Source organism: Microbulbifer regidiadema (SeqCode), assembly GCF_052466995.1.
In genome coordinates this window covers 3,542,652-3,558,706 of sequence record NZ_CP174297.1, presented here as the reverse complement: position 1 = coordinate 3,558,706, position 16,055 = coordinate 3,542,652, and the positions used below count along the sequence as shown (strand labels likewise).

15 protein-coding genes are annotated in these 16,055 nt (G+C 47.2%); 4 read left to right on the top strand and 11 right to left on the bottom strand.

Features of this window, described 5'->3' with window-relative positions:
- Window positions 1-62: 62 nt before the first annotated feature.
- The 3 genes from znuC (at window position 63) to ACJJIK_RS15535 (ending at window position 4,497) form a co-directional block, all read left to right on the top strand.
- A complete protein-coding gene (gene znuC, locus ACJJIK_RS15545; protein WP_444945073.1) occupies window positions 63-854 on the top strand; it encodes a zinc ABC transporter ATP-binding protein ZnuC in 792 nt (263 codons plus the stop codon).
- Window positions 855-1,655 (top strand): iron chelate uptake ABC transporter family permease subunit, encoded by an 801-nt coding sequence (locus ACJJIK_RS15540; protein WP_444943276.1) that lies wholly within the window; start codon window positions 855-857, stop codon window positions 1,653-1,655.
- Window positions 1,656-1,884: 229 nt separating this feature from the next.
- Window positions 1,885-4,497, top strand: coding sequence for a TonB-dependent receptor (locus ACJJIK_RS15535; RefSeq protein WP_444929195.1), 2,613 nt, complete (start codon window positions 1,885-1,887; stop codon window positions 4,495-4,497).
- A 150-nt stretch (window positions 4,498-4,647) separates the two neighbouring features.
- Here ACJJIK_RS15535 and ACJJIK_RS15530 read toward each other — a convergent pair whose 3' ends face one another.
- The 7 genes from ACJJIK_RS15530 to ACJJIK_RS15500 all read right to left on the bottom strand — a co-directional run bounded on the left by ACJJIK_RS15530 (window position 4,648) and on the right by ACJJIK_RS15500 (window position 11,306).
- Entirely contained in the window at window positions 4,648-5,844 is a 1,197-nt protein-coding gene (locus tag ACJJIK_RS15530; RefSeq protein WP_444943275.1) for a dipeptidase, read from the bottom strand.
- Window positions 5,845-6,319: 475 nt separating this feature from the next.
- A complete protein-coding gene (locus ACJJIK_RS15525) occupies window positions 6,320-7,111 on the bottom strand; it encodes a lysostaphin resistance A-like protein (RefSeq protein WP_444943274.1) in 792 nt (263 codons plus the stop codon).
- Between the two features lie 54 nt (window positions 7,112-7,165).
- On the bottom strand, window positions 7,166-7,852 hold the full coding sequence (locus ACJJIK_RS15520) for an SCO family protein (protein WP_444943273.1): 687 nt from the start codon (window positions 7,850-7,852) through the stop codon (window positions 7,166-7,168).
- A gap of 7 nt (window positions 7,853-7,859) precedes the next feature.
- Window positions 7,860-8,753 carry a heme o synthase gene (cyoE, locus tag ACJJIK_RS15515; RefSeq protein WP_444943272.1) on the bottom strand — a complete coding sequence of 298 codons (894 nt, stop codon included), beginning with the start codon at window positions 8,751-8,753 and terminating at the stop codon, window positions 7,860-7,862.
- A gap of 37 nt (window positions 8,754-8,790) precedes the next feature.
- Window positions 8,791-9,882 (bottom strand): COX15/CtaA family protein, encoded by a 1,092-nt coding sequence (locus ACJJIK_RS15510; protein WP_444943271.1) that lies wholly within the window; start codon window positions 9,880-9,882, stop codon window positions 8,791-8,793.
- Window positions 9,883-9,907: 25 nt separating this feature from the next.
- On the bottom strand, window positions 9,908-10,543 hold the full coding sequence (locus tag ACJJIK_RS15505; RefSeq protein WP_444943270.1) for a hypothetical protein: 636 nt from the start codon (window positions 10,541-10,543) through the stop codon (window positions 9,908-9,910).
- Window positions 10,530-11,306 carry an SURF1 family protein gene (locus tag ACJJIK_RS15500; RefSeq protein ID WP_444943269.1) on the bottom strand — a complete coding sequence of 259 codons (777 nt, stop codon included), beginning with the start codon at window positions 11,304-11,306 and terminating at the stop codon, window positions 10,530-10,532. Before ACJJIK_RS15500 ends, ACJJIK_RS15505 begins: the two co-directional genes overlap by 14 nt.
- Before the next feature lie 31 nt (window positions 11,307-11,337).
- On the opposite strand from ACJJIK_RS15500, the gene ACJJIK_RS15495 reads away from it, so the two are divergent.
- Window positions 11,338-11,562, top strand: coding sequence for a DUF2909 domain-containing protein (locus tag ACJJIK_RS15495; RefSeq protein WP_444929187.1), 225 nt, complete (start codon window positions 11,338-11,340; stop codon window positions 11,560-11,562).
- Between the two features lie 56 nt (window positions 11,563-11,618).
- Here ACJJIK_RS15495 and ACJJIK_RS15490 read toward each other — a convergent pair whose 3' ends face one another.
- From ACJJIK_RS15490 to coxB, 4 genes are read right to left on the bottom strand one after another with little or no spacing between them, the layout of a single operon-like run.
- On the bottom strand, window positions 11,619-12,509 hold the full coding sequence (locus ACJJIK_RS15490; RefSeq protein ID WP_444929186.1) for a cytochrome c oxidase subunit 3: 891 nt from the start codon (window positions 12,507-12,509) through the stop codon (window positions 11,619-11,621).
- A 5-nt stretch (window positions 12,510-12,514) separates the two neighbouring features.
- Window positions 12,515-13,087, bottom strand: coding sequence for a cytochrome c oxidase assembly protein (locus ACJJIK_RS15485; RefSeq protein ID WP_444943268.1), 573 nt, complete (start codon window positions 13,085-13,087; stop codon window positions 12,515-12,517).
- Between the two features lie 3 nt (window positions 13,088-13,090).
- Window positions 13,091-14,641, bottom strand: coding sequence for a cytochrome c oxidase subunit I (ctaD, locus tag ACJJIK_RS15480; protein WP_444929184.1), 1,551 nt, complete (start codon window positions 14,639-14,641; stop codon window positions 13,091-13,093).
- 20 nt (window positions 14,642-14,661) lie between these two features.
- Complete coding sequence (gene coxB / locus ACJJIK_RS15475; RefSeq protein WP_444943267.1) at window positions 14,662-15,807, bottom strand: cytochrome c oxidase subunit II; 1,146 nt, start codon at window positions 15,805-15,807, stop codon at window positions 14,662-14,664.
- Window positions 15,808-16,055: the final 248 nt, after the last annotated feature.

Sequence of the window (16,055 nt, the reverse complement as noted above, 5' to 3'; positions counted from 1 at the left end):
CATATTCAGCCGATGAAGTATGGAAACATACATATAAAAGAGTTCCCTGCGGAGATTGAATTCTGAATCCACCCCAGCCGCTTATCACAGCTGACAATATCGCCCTTCAGATGGGCGGCAGGCAGTTACTTAAAGATATTACAGTCGAATTGTCCATGGGGGAGATTGTCACCCTAATCGGCCCCAATGGCGCCGGCAAAACGACCTTGCTGCGACTTCTATTGGGGCTCAGCCAGCCCAGTCAGGGCCGCATATGGCGACAGCCCGATTTGCGTATTGGCTATATGCCCCAGCGGCTCCATATCGACAGCTCAATGCCCATGTCCGTCGAGCGCTTCTTGCAGTTGGACCAGCCGGCCATGCGGCCCGAGCAAGTGCAGTCGGCGCTGGAGAGAGTGGGGGCCGGACAGCTGATTGGCACCTCCCTGGCAAACCTCTCCGGCGGGGAAACTCAGCGGGTTCTACTCGCCCGTGCGGCATCGCGCAAGCCCCAGCTCCTGGTTCTGGATGAGCCCACTCAGGGAGTGGATGTCGGCGGTCAGAGTGAGCTGTATCAACTGATTGCGACTCTGCGCGACGAACTCGGCTGCGGCGTGTTGCTGGTTTCCCACGACCTGCACTTGGTGATGGCTGCAACCGACCGGGTCCTGTGCTTAAACCAGCATATCTGCTGTCACGGACACCCCGAGCAAGTGAGCCGCCACCCGGCCTATCTGGAATTATTTGGCGACAAGGTGGCCCCCTATACCCATCAACACAACCACCAACACAAATTGAGCGGTGATATTGCCCCCGCAGGCGACTGCAACCATCAGCCCCCCCACTCAACCCCAAAAAACAAAGAGCAAGAATAAGTGGTCGATTTCGGCGAATTACTGTACAGCCAATTTCTCTGGTACGCCCTCGCCGCCGGCCTAATGGTCGCCATTGTCAGCGGCCCCTTGGGGTGCTTCGCCGTGTGGCGACGCATGGCCTATTTTGGCGATACCCTGGCCCACTCAGCCCTTCTCGGTGTGACACTGGGCTTTGTTCTACAAATAATGCCCACTGTGGCTGTCGGTATTACCTGCTGTGCACTAGCACTGTTGCTGATGTACTTACAGAAACGCCAAAAGTTGGCGGTGGATACCTTGCTCGGAATTTTGTCCCACTCGATGCTGGCACTGGGAATTGTCACTGTCAGCTTCTTCAAAATTAAGGTGGATCTCCTATCCCTATTGCTCGGAGACCTATTGGCCGTCGGTGGCCAAGACCTGGTGCTGATGGCCATTGCCGCCGCCGCAATCCTGGGGGTGCTCTACTTCCTGTGGGAGCAGCTACTGGCGTTCACTCTGCACGAGGAGTTGGCTTCGGTGGAGGGGCTCCCTGTCGAGCGGTTGCGAATTGCGCTGATGTTGATGCTGGCAATACTGATCGCCATTGCGATGAAAGTCGTTGGGGTTCTGCTGATTACCGCCCTGCTAATTATTCCCGCAGCCACCGCACGCAAGCTGTCGCGCACACCGGAGCGCATGGCTGTGCTGGCCTCACTGCTGGGCTGTCTCGCCGTCGTGCTCGGCCTCCTTGCTTCTATCCTGTGGAATACGCCGGCCGGACCATCCATTGTTCTGGCCGCAGCACTGTTTTTTCTCACCTCACAACTGCGAACTGACTAAAGGTACTAACAGGTTATATCTGTCCTAAATATCTATCTAACCTCCACATTTATTGCAAATTGTCGCTCGAATAGACCTATTAGTGAGATGCTTGTCACGGTTTGTTGCAATAAGCTAATGCTTAGCCACCAGCCAATTGTGTCCATTTTCCGTCGTTGCTAGTGTTGCCCGACGACCAGCCGCACGAGGCCAGTCATGGGTAACGACAATAAAACGGACGCACAACGATATGGAAAAACTCTCCCTCCATCGCAAGGTATTAGCCACAGCCATCGTGGCTGCAACCGCAACTACTAGCCCGCAAACACTTTTTGCCGCCGAGGAACAGGCGATCGAAGAAGTTGCCGTTGTAGGCTCCCGTATTAGCCGCAACGCTGAATTCGAAACAGCGACACCGATCCAGGTTATGGATCGCGATGCCATCGAAAAGTCCGGCTATACCAATCTGCAACAACTGTTCGAGAAAAGCCCTGCCGCCGGTAACGGTACCTTCTCAACCCGAGGCAACAACCAGGACTCCACGGCGAATGGGGCCGCCGCTGTGAGCCTGCGCGGAATGGGCGCCGATGCCACTTTGGTATTGGTCAATGGGCGCCGGGTAGCCATCAGTGCTTTTGCCGAGAGCATTACTACCAACTTTGTGGACATTAACAGTGTACCCCTGGCGGCGATTGAGCGGGTCGAGGTCCTGAAAGATGGCGCTTCCGCCATTTACGGCTCTGACGCAGTTGCCGGAGTGGTTAACCTGGTGCTGCGCAAAGACTTTGAAGGCACAGAGATCTCTGTCGATTACGGTGGTGCCGATGGCTATGACGAACAGTCCGTTTCTGCGGTCTGGGGTATCAATGGGGATGACTCAAACTTAACGGTTATCTTTGACCACCACAAAAATAGCCGCCTATCCAGCACCGAGCGCAGTGGTTTGGATACCGCCGACCAGTCCAGCCGTGGCGGTATGGACTTCCGCTCCTCCAGGGGCTATCCCGGTAGCTTCAATGTGGGTGGTGCCTTTGTTTCCGACCCCAGCTGTCCCGAAGAGCGCGATACCGGTGAGGTCTGTGTCTATGACTACGGTCCCTGGACCCTGATCACACCAGAAGCTGAGCGCACCGGCCTGTTAATGCTGGGCCATACCCAGCTAGCCGAGAGCGTGGAGTTCTTCAGTGAGATCGCCGTTCAGCACAACACATCTGTTGCCCAGGGCGCCCCTACCCCCCTGGATAGCGACGCGGGCCTCTATGTGCTGGCAGACCATCCCAATAACCCCTTTGGCGAAGATGTAGATATCTATCGCTATCGCACCGTTGATGCGGGCGCACGCCAGTGGGACATTGAAACCGATAACTTGCGCGGTGTATTCGGCCTGCGCGGCTCTATCGCCGACTGGGACTGGGAGGCCTCTGTGCAGCGCTCCCGCAGTGAAACCACCCAGAGCGGTGATCGCTCCCAGGGCTGGGTGCGTACGGACCTGCTGCAAGAGCAGATTAATGCCGGTAACTACAACCCCTTTGGCGGGGTTCAGAACCCGGACTCGGTGATTGATGCCATCACCACCAGTCTGGTCCGCCAGGGTAAGTCTGACCTGACCAGCTATAATTTCTCGATCAATGGAGATGTAGTCGATACCGCCAATGGCACCATTGCCATGGCCGCAGGCCTGGAATATCGCGAGGAGAAGGCCTCCGATATTCCCGATGACCAGTTCCAGCGCGGTTTGATCTTTGGTACAGAGTCCGTATCCGCCAGTGCCAGCCGGGATATCTCCTCAGCGTATGTCGAAGTTGCTATTCCCCTACCCGCCAGGTTCGATCTGACCTTGGCAGCCCGTTACGACGATTACAGCGACTTTGGCAGCACCACCAATCCCATGGCGAACCTGCTGTGGACTGCAACCGATCAGCTGTCCCTGCGCGCCTCCTGGGGCACCGGCTTCCGCGCGCCGTCACTGGCACAGGTTGGCTTGGGTCCATCACAGGAATCCCTGTTCTTTGCGGATACCTACGGCTGTGAGGTTAACGATGCCTACTGTGCCAGCACCGACTACACCATTATCTTCTCCGGCAACCCGGATCTAGATGCGGAAGAGTCCGAGTCCTTTAACATCGGTGCTGTTTACGAGCCTATAGAAGACCTGCAACTGTCCCTGGATTATTGGAATATCACCCAGGAAGGCAAGATTGACGAGGTCCCCTTCGGCTATATCTATAGCCTCTATTGCTGGGATCAGGACAGCACTGTGTGCCGCCGCGATACCCCGATTAACGGCGAGGCCCTTGGCGCTCTGCAATCTATCGACAGCAGCTTCACCAATATCGGCGAACAAGAAGTGTCTGGTGTTGACCTGAGTATTGTCTACAGTGGGTTCGAATTAGCCAATGGCGAATTCGGTATACGTTTAGACTACTCTTACCTGGCCGAATTTGAGCGTGTTGAGCTCAATTCCAGCGGCGATGCATTTATCACCCGCGATCTGGCCGGCGAGTACGAGTATCCGCAACACCGCTGGAACGCTACCGCTGACTGGACCTTTGATGCCATCGGATTCAGCGCTGGGCTCAGTTATATTGGCGAATTTGAGGATACCCCAGATATCGATTTCGATGGGACGCTCGACTACGACAGCAACAGCTCCCGCACTGTGGACTCCTTCCTAACCGTAAATATGCAAGCCCGCTATACCGGCTTCGAGAATATGGTGCTGAGCCTCGGTGCAGACAATGTCTTTGATGAAGAGCCCCCCTTCGCAATCGGTGATGGCGATTCAGATCTCTACGGCTATGTAGAGTCACAACACGATCCCCGTGGCCGCTTTATCTACGGCAAAATGACTTACAGCTTCTAAGTAGTGTAGGGCATCGCCAAATTGAAAAGGGGAGGCCTAGGCCTCCCCTTTTCATTCGCCATCACCGTATTGATGTTAACTTCGAGCTATTTATCCTCAATATTAATAGTAAATGGCAGGAAAATAGCGACGCTCCAGTTAGAAAAAGGACTAGCCTCTATTGCGCTTGGCATACTCTTCATTGGCTTGCCAAACCCGGAGTAAATTCCCCCCCAGAATTTTTTCAATATCCTGTTTGCTGTATCCGCGCTTTAGTAACCCCTCAACCAAATTGGGGTATTGGGAAACATCTTTCAAACCGATAGGCAGGCTATCGCCAACACCATCAAAATCCGAGCCGATACCTATATGCTCAACGCCGACTAAAGCACGAATATGGTCGAAATGATCGAGGACATTGTCTAAACTTGCATAGATGAACTGTTCACGGGAAAGTTTATCGGTGTATTCTTTCACTTCCTGGCTGTTCTTGGATAAACCTTTTTTCTTAGCAAAACTATCCGCCTGCTCACTGATTTTGCGGTATGAATTTAGCGACTCTCCACTGATAAAGGTAGAGCCAAAATTCACCATAATAATCCCACCGTTAGCGGCCAGTGCCTTTATCATTTCATCGTTCATATTGCGCTCAAAGCCCGGGGTAAAATGCCTGGCGGAAGAATGTGAAGCGATAACAGGCACTGCGGATAAATCAATCACCTGCCAGAAAGCCGCATCAGACACATGGGAGATATCAATCATGACTCCCCTTCGATTCATCTCTCTTACCAGGCGCTTGCCAAAAGCACTCAACCCTTCCCAGGGCCTGTTTTTATCGTAGGAGGAATCAGAGATATGATTGCTCTTTGAGTGGGCTAAAGTAATATACTTTACCCCTCTATCGGAAAAGTATTTTAAATTATCCAGATCGCCTTCGATAGGTGCGCCATTTTCTATGCCCAGAGGTAGCGAAATCAAACCAGCATCCACCTGTTTTTGTAAATCAGCTAATGATTTGGGAATGGCAAACTTATCTGGATGCTTTGCAACCATTGCCTCCACTTTAGCAATGAGTGAATCGGCATAAGACTTGGCAACACCTTCATCTTCCTTGGCCGCTGGAACATAGATAGACATAAAAGGAGCATTTAGTCCCCCCTTTTGAGCTCTGGGAAAATCGAAATCCCCTTTCTCCGTACTAAGTCCAACATCTTCCTCCCCCTGCATGAGGCGATAGGGGACATCCACATGTCCATCAACAATCAAATATTCTTGCGCAAGCTGCTGTGCTAAATCTCCCGCTTCACTCGCAAAAACAGAGCTACAAGTTAAGGCACATAATGTCCCAAGCAAAAAATAACATTTCAAGTGATTATCTCCTTATGTGTACCAAGCAAATGATAAATATTTAATATTGAAAATCCTCAACTCAAGTTGCTCTGCTTAAATACATTACTTTGATTTTTTATACTACAAAGATTAGAGTTTTGTCTTTCTTTTAACCATAAAATGGCTGAATCTTAAGGATTCAATAAAATCTTGTACAAAAGGCGACCTGTGGAGCCTCTGAATAACTCCGTGATATCTCTGGCATGCAGAGCGGTTCACAATCAAGGCGCGGCTTCGCAGGAATGTCTAGACCTTTCAAGAAGTCGCAACGCGGAGTGTGAATCGCTCTGCAAGCCCCGAAGGGCGGGCCTTGAAGGCCACAGCTACTGCGTTACCGCCCTTGCAAAGGGCTATGGCCATTCGCGGCGAGCTGCGCCTAACCTCTGTAGCCTTCAAGACCCGCAGAGGCATTACGGAGTTATTCAGAGGCTCCCTGTATCTATTGATGTGGATTTTATCCTGGTAAAGGATAAGGCAATAAAAGCATATGCAATAGATTGACACCCCAGTGTGCCATAACACATATCCAAAAATTTTGTCGCAATGTCCAGAGTAGTGCATAACCGATTGAGGCTAGCATCAACAATAAGATTGCAGATATATCTGTTGACCAGCCACCATGTAGCAGTACAAAAACTGTAGCTATTACTGGTACAGATAGCCAGCGCCAACGCCCTAAAAACTCTTCCATACCACGCTGCAATACCCAGCGAAAGAAACCTTCTTCACTAATGCATACTATTAAAAGATTAATTATTGCAGCGATAGCTATAGTGCCAGACAATTTTAACGAAGGCGCATACAGCAATAATCCACATGCAATAGGAGTTAAAATTGCCAGGCTAAGGTAAGGGAGATCCGCAAAACGGAAAGTTGGCTTCATGCGCAGCATAAAAGCCAATAAGGCAATAGCAATAACAGCTTTACCGCTATTTATACTCGCATAGATCAAATTACCACTAGAATCAGAGTATGGCGGCAGAACTTGAATAGGTTCACTACCCGGTAGTAAATTGAGCCCCGATACAAGCATTAACAGGGCTACAATAAGAAACGATAGTGCCCTTGGCCAACCACTGCTGGATTCTATTGCTCGCAGGAAAATCCAAATTACTGGCGCTATCAATCCACTCCAACCAAAAGGGATAATACAAAAGGACAGTAAGATAGGGGCCGCCCAAGGACTGACCATACCAGAGGGAGCCTTAGCACTATTTTTTCTCAAATCGGCAGCTTCATTTTGCATAAATTATTCCAAAATAAATACATACTTGATTATTATGCTCATTAAGCCTGATCACTATCCATTAAAAGTTGCTCGTATTGAGCGGTAGGTTAGCTTCATTTTTGCCGGGTCCAGAGGCGCCTTAAAGAAGGCATGATAATGTCCCCTTGGATTAATCAATACCACTTGCGAACCATGGTCAATGGTATAGCCGCCCTCCGCAAGAATTACTTTATTAAAAGGCACATTCAGTTGAGTCGCAAATTTTTTCAGATCGAAAAAGTTACCGGTGACACCGCGAAACTCGGGATTAAAATAACGCACATACTGCCCCAATTGCTCCGGCTTATCCCTACTTGGATCAACAGACACCAGCATAATATCGGTAGAATCTCTGGTGTCAGAATCCAGGGTTTTATAAAAATCATTAAGTGTAGAGAGTGTTGTCGGGCAGATGTCCGGGCAGTGAGTAAAACCAAAAAAAACCAAAGTCCACTTACCGTGAAAATCTGCGGTGTTAAACCCAGAACCATTATCCGACAACAGTTCAATATCATCTATAATTCTGGGTCTCTGCAATTTAACTGCACCATTAATTCTAAGCTCTGTATCAGTAATAATGCGAGGCTGGCCGAGCTTGTGTATAAAGCCAGAAAGCACCGCGAAAATTAATAAGCATAAAATAAAAACTGTAATTTTTATCCCACGCTTCTGCTTACTGATAACCGAATGCGTATCCATGTGTACAGATTGATTTTCCACTGTTACCTCACACCGCGATTAAATAGTGATCTAATAACATAATACCGAATAGGGCCATCAGGTAGATGATTGAATATTTAAAAGTCTCCATCCCCGCGTTGGGATTTTTCCCAAGGAGCATAACAAAGCTCCAATAAATAAAGCCAAGTCCCAGGACCACAGCACCCAATAAGTACAACCAGCCAAACATTGCCGTGGCAAAAGGCAATAGACTAACCGCCAACAAAATAAAGCTGTACAAAACGATATTGAGATTCGTATAGGGAACGCCATGGGTGACCGGCAACATGGGCACATCTGCCCGTGCATACTCCTCCTTCCTGTGAACGGCAAGCGCCCAAAAATGAGGCGGTGTCCAGGCAAAAATAATCAGTACCAGTAATAAGGCGTGCCCGTGAACCTCTCCGGTAACTGCTGTCCACCCCAGCAAAGGCGGCGCGGCACCTGCAAGCCCACCTATAACAATATTTTGTGGTGTAGCCCGTTTGAGGAATATGGTGTAAATCACAGCGTAGCCGAGCAGGGATATCAGCGTTAACCAGGCAGTCAAGGCATTGACAAAAATCAATAAAATCAACATTCCTGTCACGCCCAGTATCAGGGCAAACCCAACAGCTTTAGCAGGCTCTACCCGACCTTTTGCAATGGGACGGTTACTTGTGCGCGCCATCTTGGTATCAATATGGCGATCAACGAGGTGATTTACTGCTGCTGCACTACCGGCACAAAATGCGATACCTAGATTACCCAAAAATAAAATATCCAACGGAACCATTCCCGGAACGGCTAAAAACATACCGATCACAGAGGTTAACAGCATTAACATAACTACTCGCGGCTTAGTCAGCTCATAGTAGTCCCGCCATTGAGTTTGACCTACTACCACAGAATTTATCGCCATAGTTTTGCCTATTTTTATATTTATATCAGGTTACTATCTAATTTAAGTTCGATACGCCAGATAGATTTACATTCCGTTCTTGCACATTAGTGTCTGTATCTTGTCGGCCTACTGTTATAGCTTTTAGCGTATAGAGTCTATAAGTAAAGGTGAGCAGGCTAAGTAATAGAAAAGCGGCACCGGCATTGTGTGCCACCGCTATCCCTAAGGGTAGATACATTACAACATTAGCGATTCCCAAACTTACTTGCAGGAGCAGTGCTCCTGTAAGCCACAGCGACCACGCTCTAAATCCCGTGCGCCAAGCTAAAATCGCCAGCATAAGTACAATAACTGTTACAAGCAAAGCGCCAATACGGTGGGTGAGATGTATAGCCGTACGGGCATCACTCTCCAGTGCGCCCCCCAGATAATTGGGACCAATTTGCTGAGCGATATTAAAACCTTCCACAAAATCTGCCGCTGGCCACCATTTATTGTGACAGGTAGGGAAATCTGGGCAGGCTAATGCGGCATAATTTGAACTGGTCCAACCACCGAGTGCAATTTGTATAATCACTACTGCGATTGCAACTAAGGCGAGTGGCCGCAAGCGTTTTATGGCTGGTAAATAACTTTCAGCCAACTGTCTGGGTTTATCGGCCAACCTTTCACATAAAATCCACAACATTGACAAAGTTGTCATACCACCCAGCAGGTGGGCAGTAACAATTTGCGGCCAGAGTTTTAAGGTTACAGTCCACATGCCAAAGGCAGCTTGTAATATAATAATTAACAAAAGAATATTTGTATGTTTGAAAGTTGGAGAGCGCCGCTGTTGCCATGACAAATAAGTCAGTGACAACACTAATAGAAGTAAGCTTCCAGCAAAATATCGGTGCATCATTTCCGGCCAGGTTTTACTAACATCAACTGGTGAATCCGGATAAATAAGGTTAGCAGTGCTAATCTCTTCTGTATCGTTCGGCCAGGTGAGATGCCCATAGCAACCGGGCCAGTCTGGGCAACCTAAACCTGCATCCACTAACCGGGTAAAGGCCCCCAGAACGACAACTACGATAGCCAGTACACAGGCAACCCAAGCAAGTTTTCTTCGCCAGTTCTTATGACTCTCTTGTTTAGACATCATTTAAACTCTCCCTGTACTAATTTTATTACTCATAGGAGTACTTCAATAATCTCTTTATATCTTTGAGCAACTGATTGCCACTATGCTGCCGATCGTAGGCCATCATAGCGAAGCCTTGCTGATCCACCAGCAAAGCCTTTGTGGAAGTTACACCATCGTGTTCGGTTTTCTCTATCAGTTGTTTTAAATTTTCATCATCCAAATTGATTATTTTTAACTTTGGATGTTCTGTCTGTAGCTGCTTTTGTCTCTCTCGCCCCAGACTATCACCGACTATCAACAGGCGCTCAAGTCGATGAGCCTTTTCCCCCAGCCGGATATGAACTTGCCTGCTGATATACAGAAGATCTTCACAGTCTTTACCACAATCACTATCACTTAAAATAAGGTAACGCCACTTGCGTTCATCCTGTGCTACTAGCGGTAATTGCTGCCCCTGCAAGGTTATTTTTATTTCAGTGATATCAAATGGTGGCTGTAACAACTCACCTTGATTAATTGTATTTTTCGGCATGCCCATACCCGTATAATACACGATATAAGCTGCTGTAATAGGAAGTACAACTGATGCCAAAATAGAGAGCCCCTGTACAAATCTATTCCCTGATTTTATTTTATTTATATTTTTTTTAGACGAACCAGATTGATTATTTGCGTTCATTTTGAAACTCCATTTTCACACTTCCACTAAATCTACGACGAAATTTGGGCACAATGTTAGTTGCACTGTAAAACCACAAAAACCATACAGCTATTGACATAGCAAACCACTGAAAAGCATATGCATGATGCTTCTCCGGACCACTATTAAAAAATTTCCACTCAGTCACTAACGCAGTATCTGAATCAGCAAACAAACGTATTGACCAATCTTTATTACTTAATCCTATATCTTCAGTAAAGCCGGTATCAACCTGCTGTATTCTATTGTCAAATTTAGGGTCTAAAATAGGATTGGCATTAGGCTCACTAATAACAGGATATAGGTATCCCTGTAATGACCTGGCACCAAGCGGGATTTTTAGCGCGGGTAATTTTTCTCTATCGTCACTGGCAGCAACCCAGCCCCTATTGACAAGCCAGTCAGATTTTTCTGTAGAAAAAATTTGTAATATTTCGTAGCCAACCAAACCATTTCGTGTTCTATTGTCCAGAAAATATACCTCTTTTCGATATGCTCCTATTAGGCTTACCGATGTGTATTCTTGAAAGTAGGTAAAATTTGAAATATTTTTAGGTTGTAGTGATAATCTATTCTCTATTTTTTGCTTAAGTAGCAACTTCTGCTCGGCTCTATCCAGCTGCCAAACGCCCAGGAATATAAACAGAAAAAATACTCCCAGAGAGAATATCGTGATGGGCCAATTGCGAATCAGTGGTAAACTGACATCTTTCGCACAAGCTGATGGAATCTCTACTATCATGCGCAACTACATAAATAATGGAAAATAATAAATGTGGCTGAAAATTGTTATTTTTATCTTATTTCTTTCCGTACTTGCCAGTCTTTCAAGTGCGCTTTTTTTTCTGCTGAGAGATATGGGAACTCCCCAGTCCAAGCGCACACTTTATGCATTGGGTATAAGGATACTACTTGCAGTGCTCTTGCTCCTTGCTATCTGGTACGGTTTTGAAAGTGGCATCTTGGCAAAAAGTGCGCCCTGGGCTAACAAATATTAGTAAATCAAGGCTTTCTAATGACGCAACTCTTATGTCAATAGAAAGCCTAACTTTTATTAAGCACCTAAAACGTAAACAAATATAAATAAACCAACCCAAACCACATCAACAAAGTGCCAATACCAACTCGCCGCTTCGAATCCAAAATGATCATCCGGGCTAAAATGATTAGCTATCACTGATCTCAGCAACATAATTAATAACATTATCGTGCCCAGAGTTACATGAGCACCATGAAACCCGGTCAGCATAAAAAATGTGGTCCCATAGATTCCGGACTCTAATGTCAAGCCCAAGTGTTGATACGCCTCATAATATTCTTTCGCTTGCAGAAAGATAAACATTCCGCCTAAGGCAACAGTAATAGCCAATAGAATATTAAAGTTATTTCTCTGATTTTTTTTCAGAAAGACGTGTGCAAAGTGCACAGTTATACTGGAGGTAAGTAATATGATGGTATTCCACAATGGCAGGTGCCATGGGTCTATCACATCTTTTGGCCCCATAAATTTTGCCGTTTCTCCATGTGCAGCAGCATCTGGAGTTACATATAGAGGCCAACTACTTTCAAAACCCTCCCAAAGCAGGTTGGAAATTCCGCGATCACCTTCACCACCTAGCCAGGGGACTGTAAAATTTCTAACGTAATACAGTGCGCCAAAGAACACAGCAAAAAACATTACTTCAGAAAATATAAACCAGCCCATTCCCCATACATACGATCGTTTCAATTGATCACTGTTAAGTCCGGCCATATTTTCTTTGATAACGGCTGCAAACCATAGCCACAGTACAGCGGCCATCGCCAAAGCGCCGATAAAGAAAATATATGAACTTCCACCATTGATCCAATTAGCTGCACCGAAAGCTATAAGGAACAGGCCGATTGTCGCAAATATTGGCAGCCTAGATTGTTCCGGCACGTAATAACTGCTTTCACTCGCCATAGGTTTTATCCCTCTCGCTCGGGGTCGATACCATTCTTATCATTTTTATCGGCAAACCTTTCCGTTACATCAAATAAGGTATAGGAAAGGGTTACCGTGTTTACACTCGCGGGGAGATCCGGGTCCACAATAAATCGTAGTGGTAACTCGGCACTCTCTCCCGCTTTTAATGCCTGCTGATTGAAGCAAAAGCACTCTGTTTTATGAAAATACCCCGCTGCTTTAAACGGAACCATGCTGGGTATTGCCTGCCCAACCATGTCTCTTGCCGTATGATTTTCCGCAATAAATACTGTGTCCTTAACCTCTCCAGGATGAACCTTTAAAGACATTACACTCGGGCGAAATTTCCAGGGCATATTTTCATTATTACTGGCTACAAACTGTACGGTGACCAGTCGATTTCTATCGATAACTGCCGGGACTGCTTCATAGCGACCACCGGTTTTACCATTGAGCCCTGTAATTTCACAAAAGGCATCGTAAATAGGCGGCATAATAAAAATAGCAAATACCAGCATACTCACAGCAACGGTCAGCAGTTTGATAGAAACCTTCGCATTCGCTCCAATATTCATAAATTAGCGTACAACCGGTGGTGTGCTAAATGTATGGTAGGGAGCAGGCGATGCCACGGTCCACTCCAGCCCTTGAGGATTATCCCAAACTTGATCAGAAGCTTTTTTACCTCCCATTACTGTTCGAATCACATTGAACAAAAAGACTATTTGCGCGGCAGCAAACAGGAAGGCACCGATACTGGCTATCTGATTAAAATCGGCAAATTGCAGGGCGTAATCCGGTATACGCCGGGGCATACCTGCAAGGCCGACAAAATGCATAGGGAAGAAGGTTACATTTAAGCCAATAAAGGCTAACCAAAAATGTACCTTACCCATAGTTTCGCTATACATATGGCCAGTCCACTTGGGTAACCAATAGTAAACGCCTGCGGTGATAGAGAAAATTGCTCCAGGAACCAGTACATAGTGGAAATGAGCAACAACAAAGTAAGTATCGTGATACTGGAAATCGGCCGGTGCAATCGCCAGCATCAAACCTGAAAACCCACCGATAGCAAATAGAATGATAAATGCAATGGCAAAAAGCATCGGGGTTTCAAAGGTCATAGACCCTCGGAACATGGTGGAAACCCAGTTAAAAATTTTCACTCCTGTCGGCACCGCAATCAGCATTGTAGCGTACATAAAGAACAGCTCACCGGCGATCGGCATTCCCACCGTAAACATATGGTGTGCCCATACGATAAAGCTCAAAAATGCAATGGCCGCTGTGGCATACACCATGGAGCTGTATCCAAATAATGGCTTGCGTGCAAAGGTGGGGATAATTGCCGAAATAATACCAAAAGCCGGCAAAATCATAATGTAAACTTCCGGGTGCCCAAAGAACCAGAATACATGCTGAAATAACACCGGATCACCGCCACCGGCCGCACTAAAGAAGCTGGTACCAAAATGTATATCCATTAACATCATGGTTACCACACCAGCCAGTACGGGCATTACTGCAATGAGAAGGTAGGCTGTAATTAACCAAGTCCAAACGAACAGGGGCATCTTCATTAAGGTCATGCCCGGGGCACGCATATTTAGGATGGTAGCAATAATATTAATTGCCCCCATAATAGAAGAGGCTCCCATAATATGAACGGCAAAAATAAAAAAGGTCACGCTCGGAGGGGCGTACTCGGTGGAAAGTGGCGCGTAGAAAGTCCAGCCAAAATTAGGCGCGCCGCCCTCCATAAATAGCGTCGAGGCCAACATGGCAAAGGCAAAAGGAAGAATCCAAAAACTCCAGTTATTCATCCTTGGCAACGCCATGTCCGGCGCCCCAATCATCATTGGTATCATCCAGTTTGCCAGCCCAACAAAGGCTGGCATCACGGCACCAAATACCATAATAAGACCGTGCATGGTCGTCATTTGATTGAAAAATTCTGGTTGCACTATTTGCAATCCAGGTTCAAATAATTCGGCGCGAATAACCAACGCCATACATCCACCGAGCAGAAACATTGCGAAACTAAACCACAAATACATCGATCCTATATCTTTGTGGTTGGTCGTATAGAGCCAACGCTTTAAACCGGGCTGAGGACCATGTGCCATGCTAAAATTCCTCCGGGCGCTTACTGCTTATTCTTGAAATTGAGGATATCAACGGGCTGAACTGTATCGCCCATCTCGTTACCAAACGCATTGCGCTGATAGGTAATCACCGCAGCCAGATCGACTTCTGACAATTGCTCACCAAAAGCCTGCATCGCGGGATTTATCGCTGAACCGTCGATAACGATATCTAAGTGGCCACTGAGAGGACCGGTAGCAATTTTCGAGCCTGCAATCGCCGGAAATACTCCCGGTACTCCCTGCCCATTGGCTTGATGGCAGGCCGCACAGGTACGGGTATAAACTTTCTCCCCCTGAGCAAAAAGCTCCTCAAAGGTAAAAGTTTTACCGGTAAGCTCACGCATTTTTACTGCTGCCGCTGCGCGCGAACTCAACCAGGTATCGTACTCTTCCTGAGGTACGGCCTTGACCACAATCGGCATAAAGCCGTGGTCCTTTCCGCATAATTCGGCACACTGCCCCCGATAAATACCCGGTTCATCGATACGGGTCCAGGCATCATTTATAAATCCGGGAATAGCATCTTTCTTCACCGCCAGGTCCGGGACCCACCATGCATGTATCACATCATTAGCGGTAATTAAGAAGCGGATTTTTTTCTTGATAGGCACAACCAGAGGCTCATCCACCTCAAGGAGATAGTTGGGCCCCTTTGGCTGAAGATTGTCAATTTGCGCTTTAGGCGTGGACATATTGGAAAAGAAAGAAACCTCGGAACCCCGATATTCATACTTCCACTTCCACTGATATCCGGTAATCATGATATCGAGATCTGCCTCCTCGGTATCATAAATATCATAGAGTGTCTTGGTAGCCGGAATTGCCATCAAAATTAAAATGGCAGTGGGAATAATGGTCCACACCAGTTCCACGGCGGTACTTTCATGGAATTGGGCCGCTTTGTACCCCTTACTCTTGCGGTGACGCCACATGCTGTAAAACATAATGCTAAACACCAGCACACCTATGGCTACACAGATCCAAAAAATCAGCATGTGTAATTCATAAGTGGTCTGGGCGACTTCCGTCACCCCTTGGGGCATGTTGACCCCCCAGCGCTCAACATCCTGCTCATCCGCTAATACTGCGTTTGCAGATAGCGAAGTAACCAGCAAGGCGAACAGCCAATCAAAGCCTCTCAACATCGCCTACAGATCTCCGTGGTTGCGGGCCTCCCTGGGAAACCCGTAATTTTTATTTTGGCCACTGGCCTTCACGGATAAGCGAATTTTACCTGTATTAACTGCCTTACAGGATTAATTCCACACAAAAATTGTGGACATACTGTAGTAATACAAGACTACATACACTGGGCGAGGAGATCCCCCGCGTTACTGCCGTCAGTGCAACTTGTTATTCTTAGTAAAAGATTTTTTACTCCAGATGCCGTCGT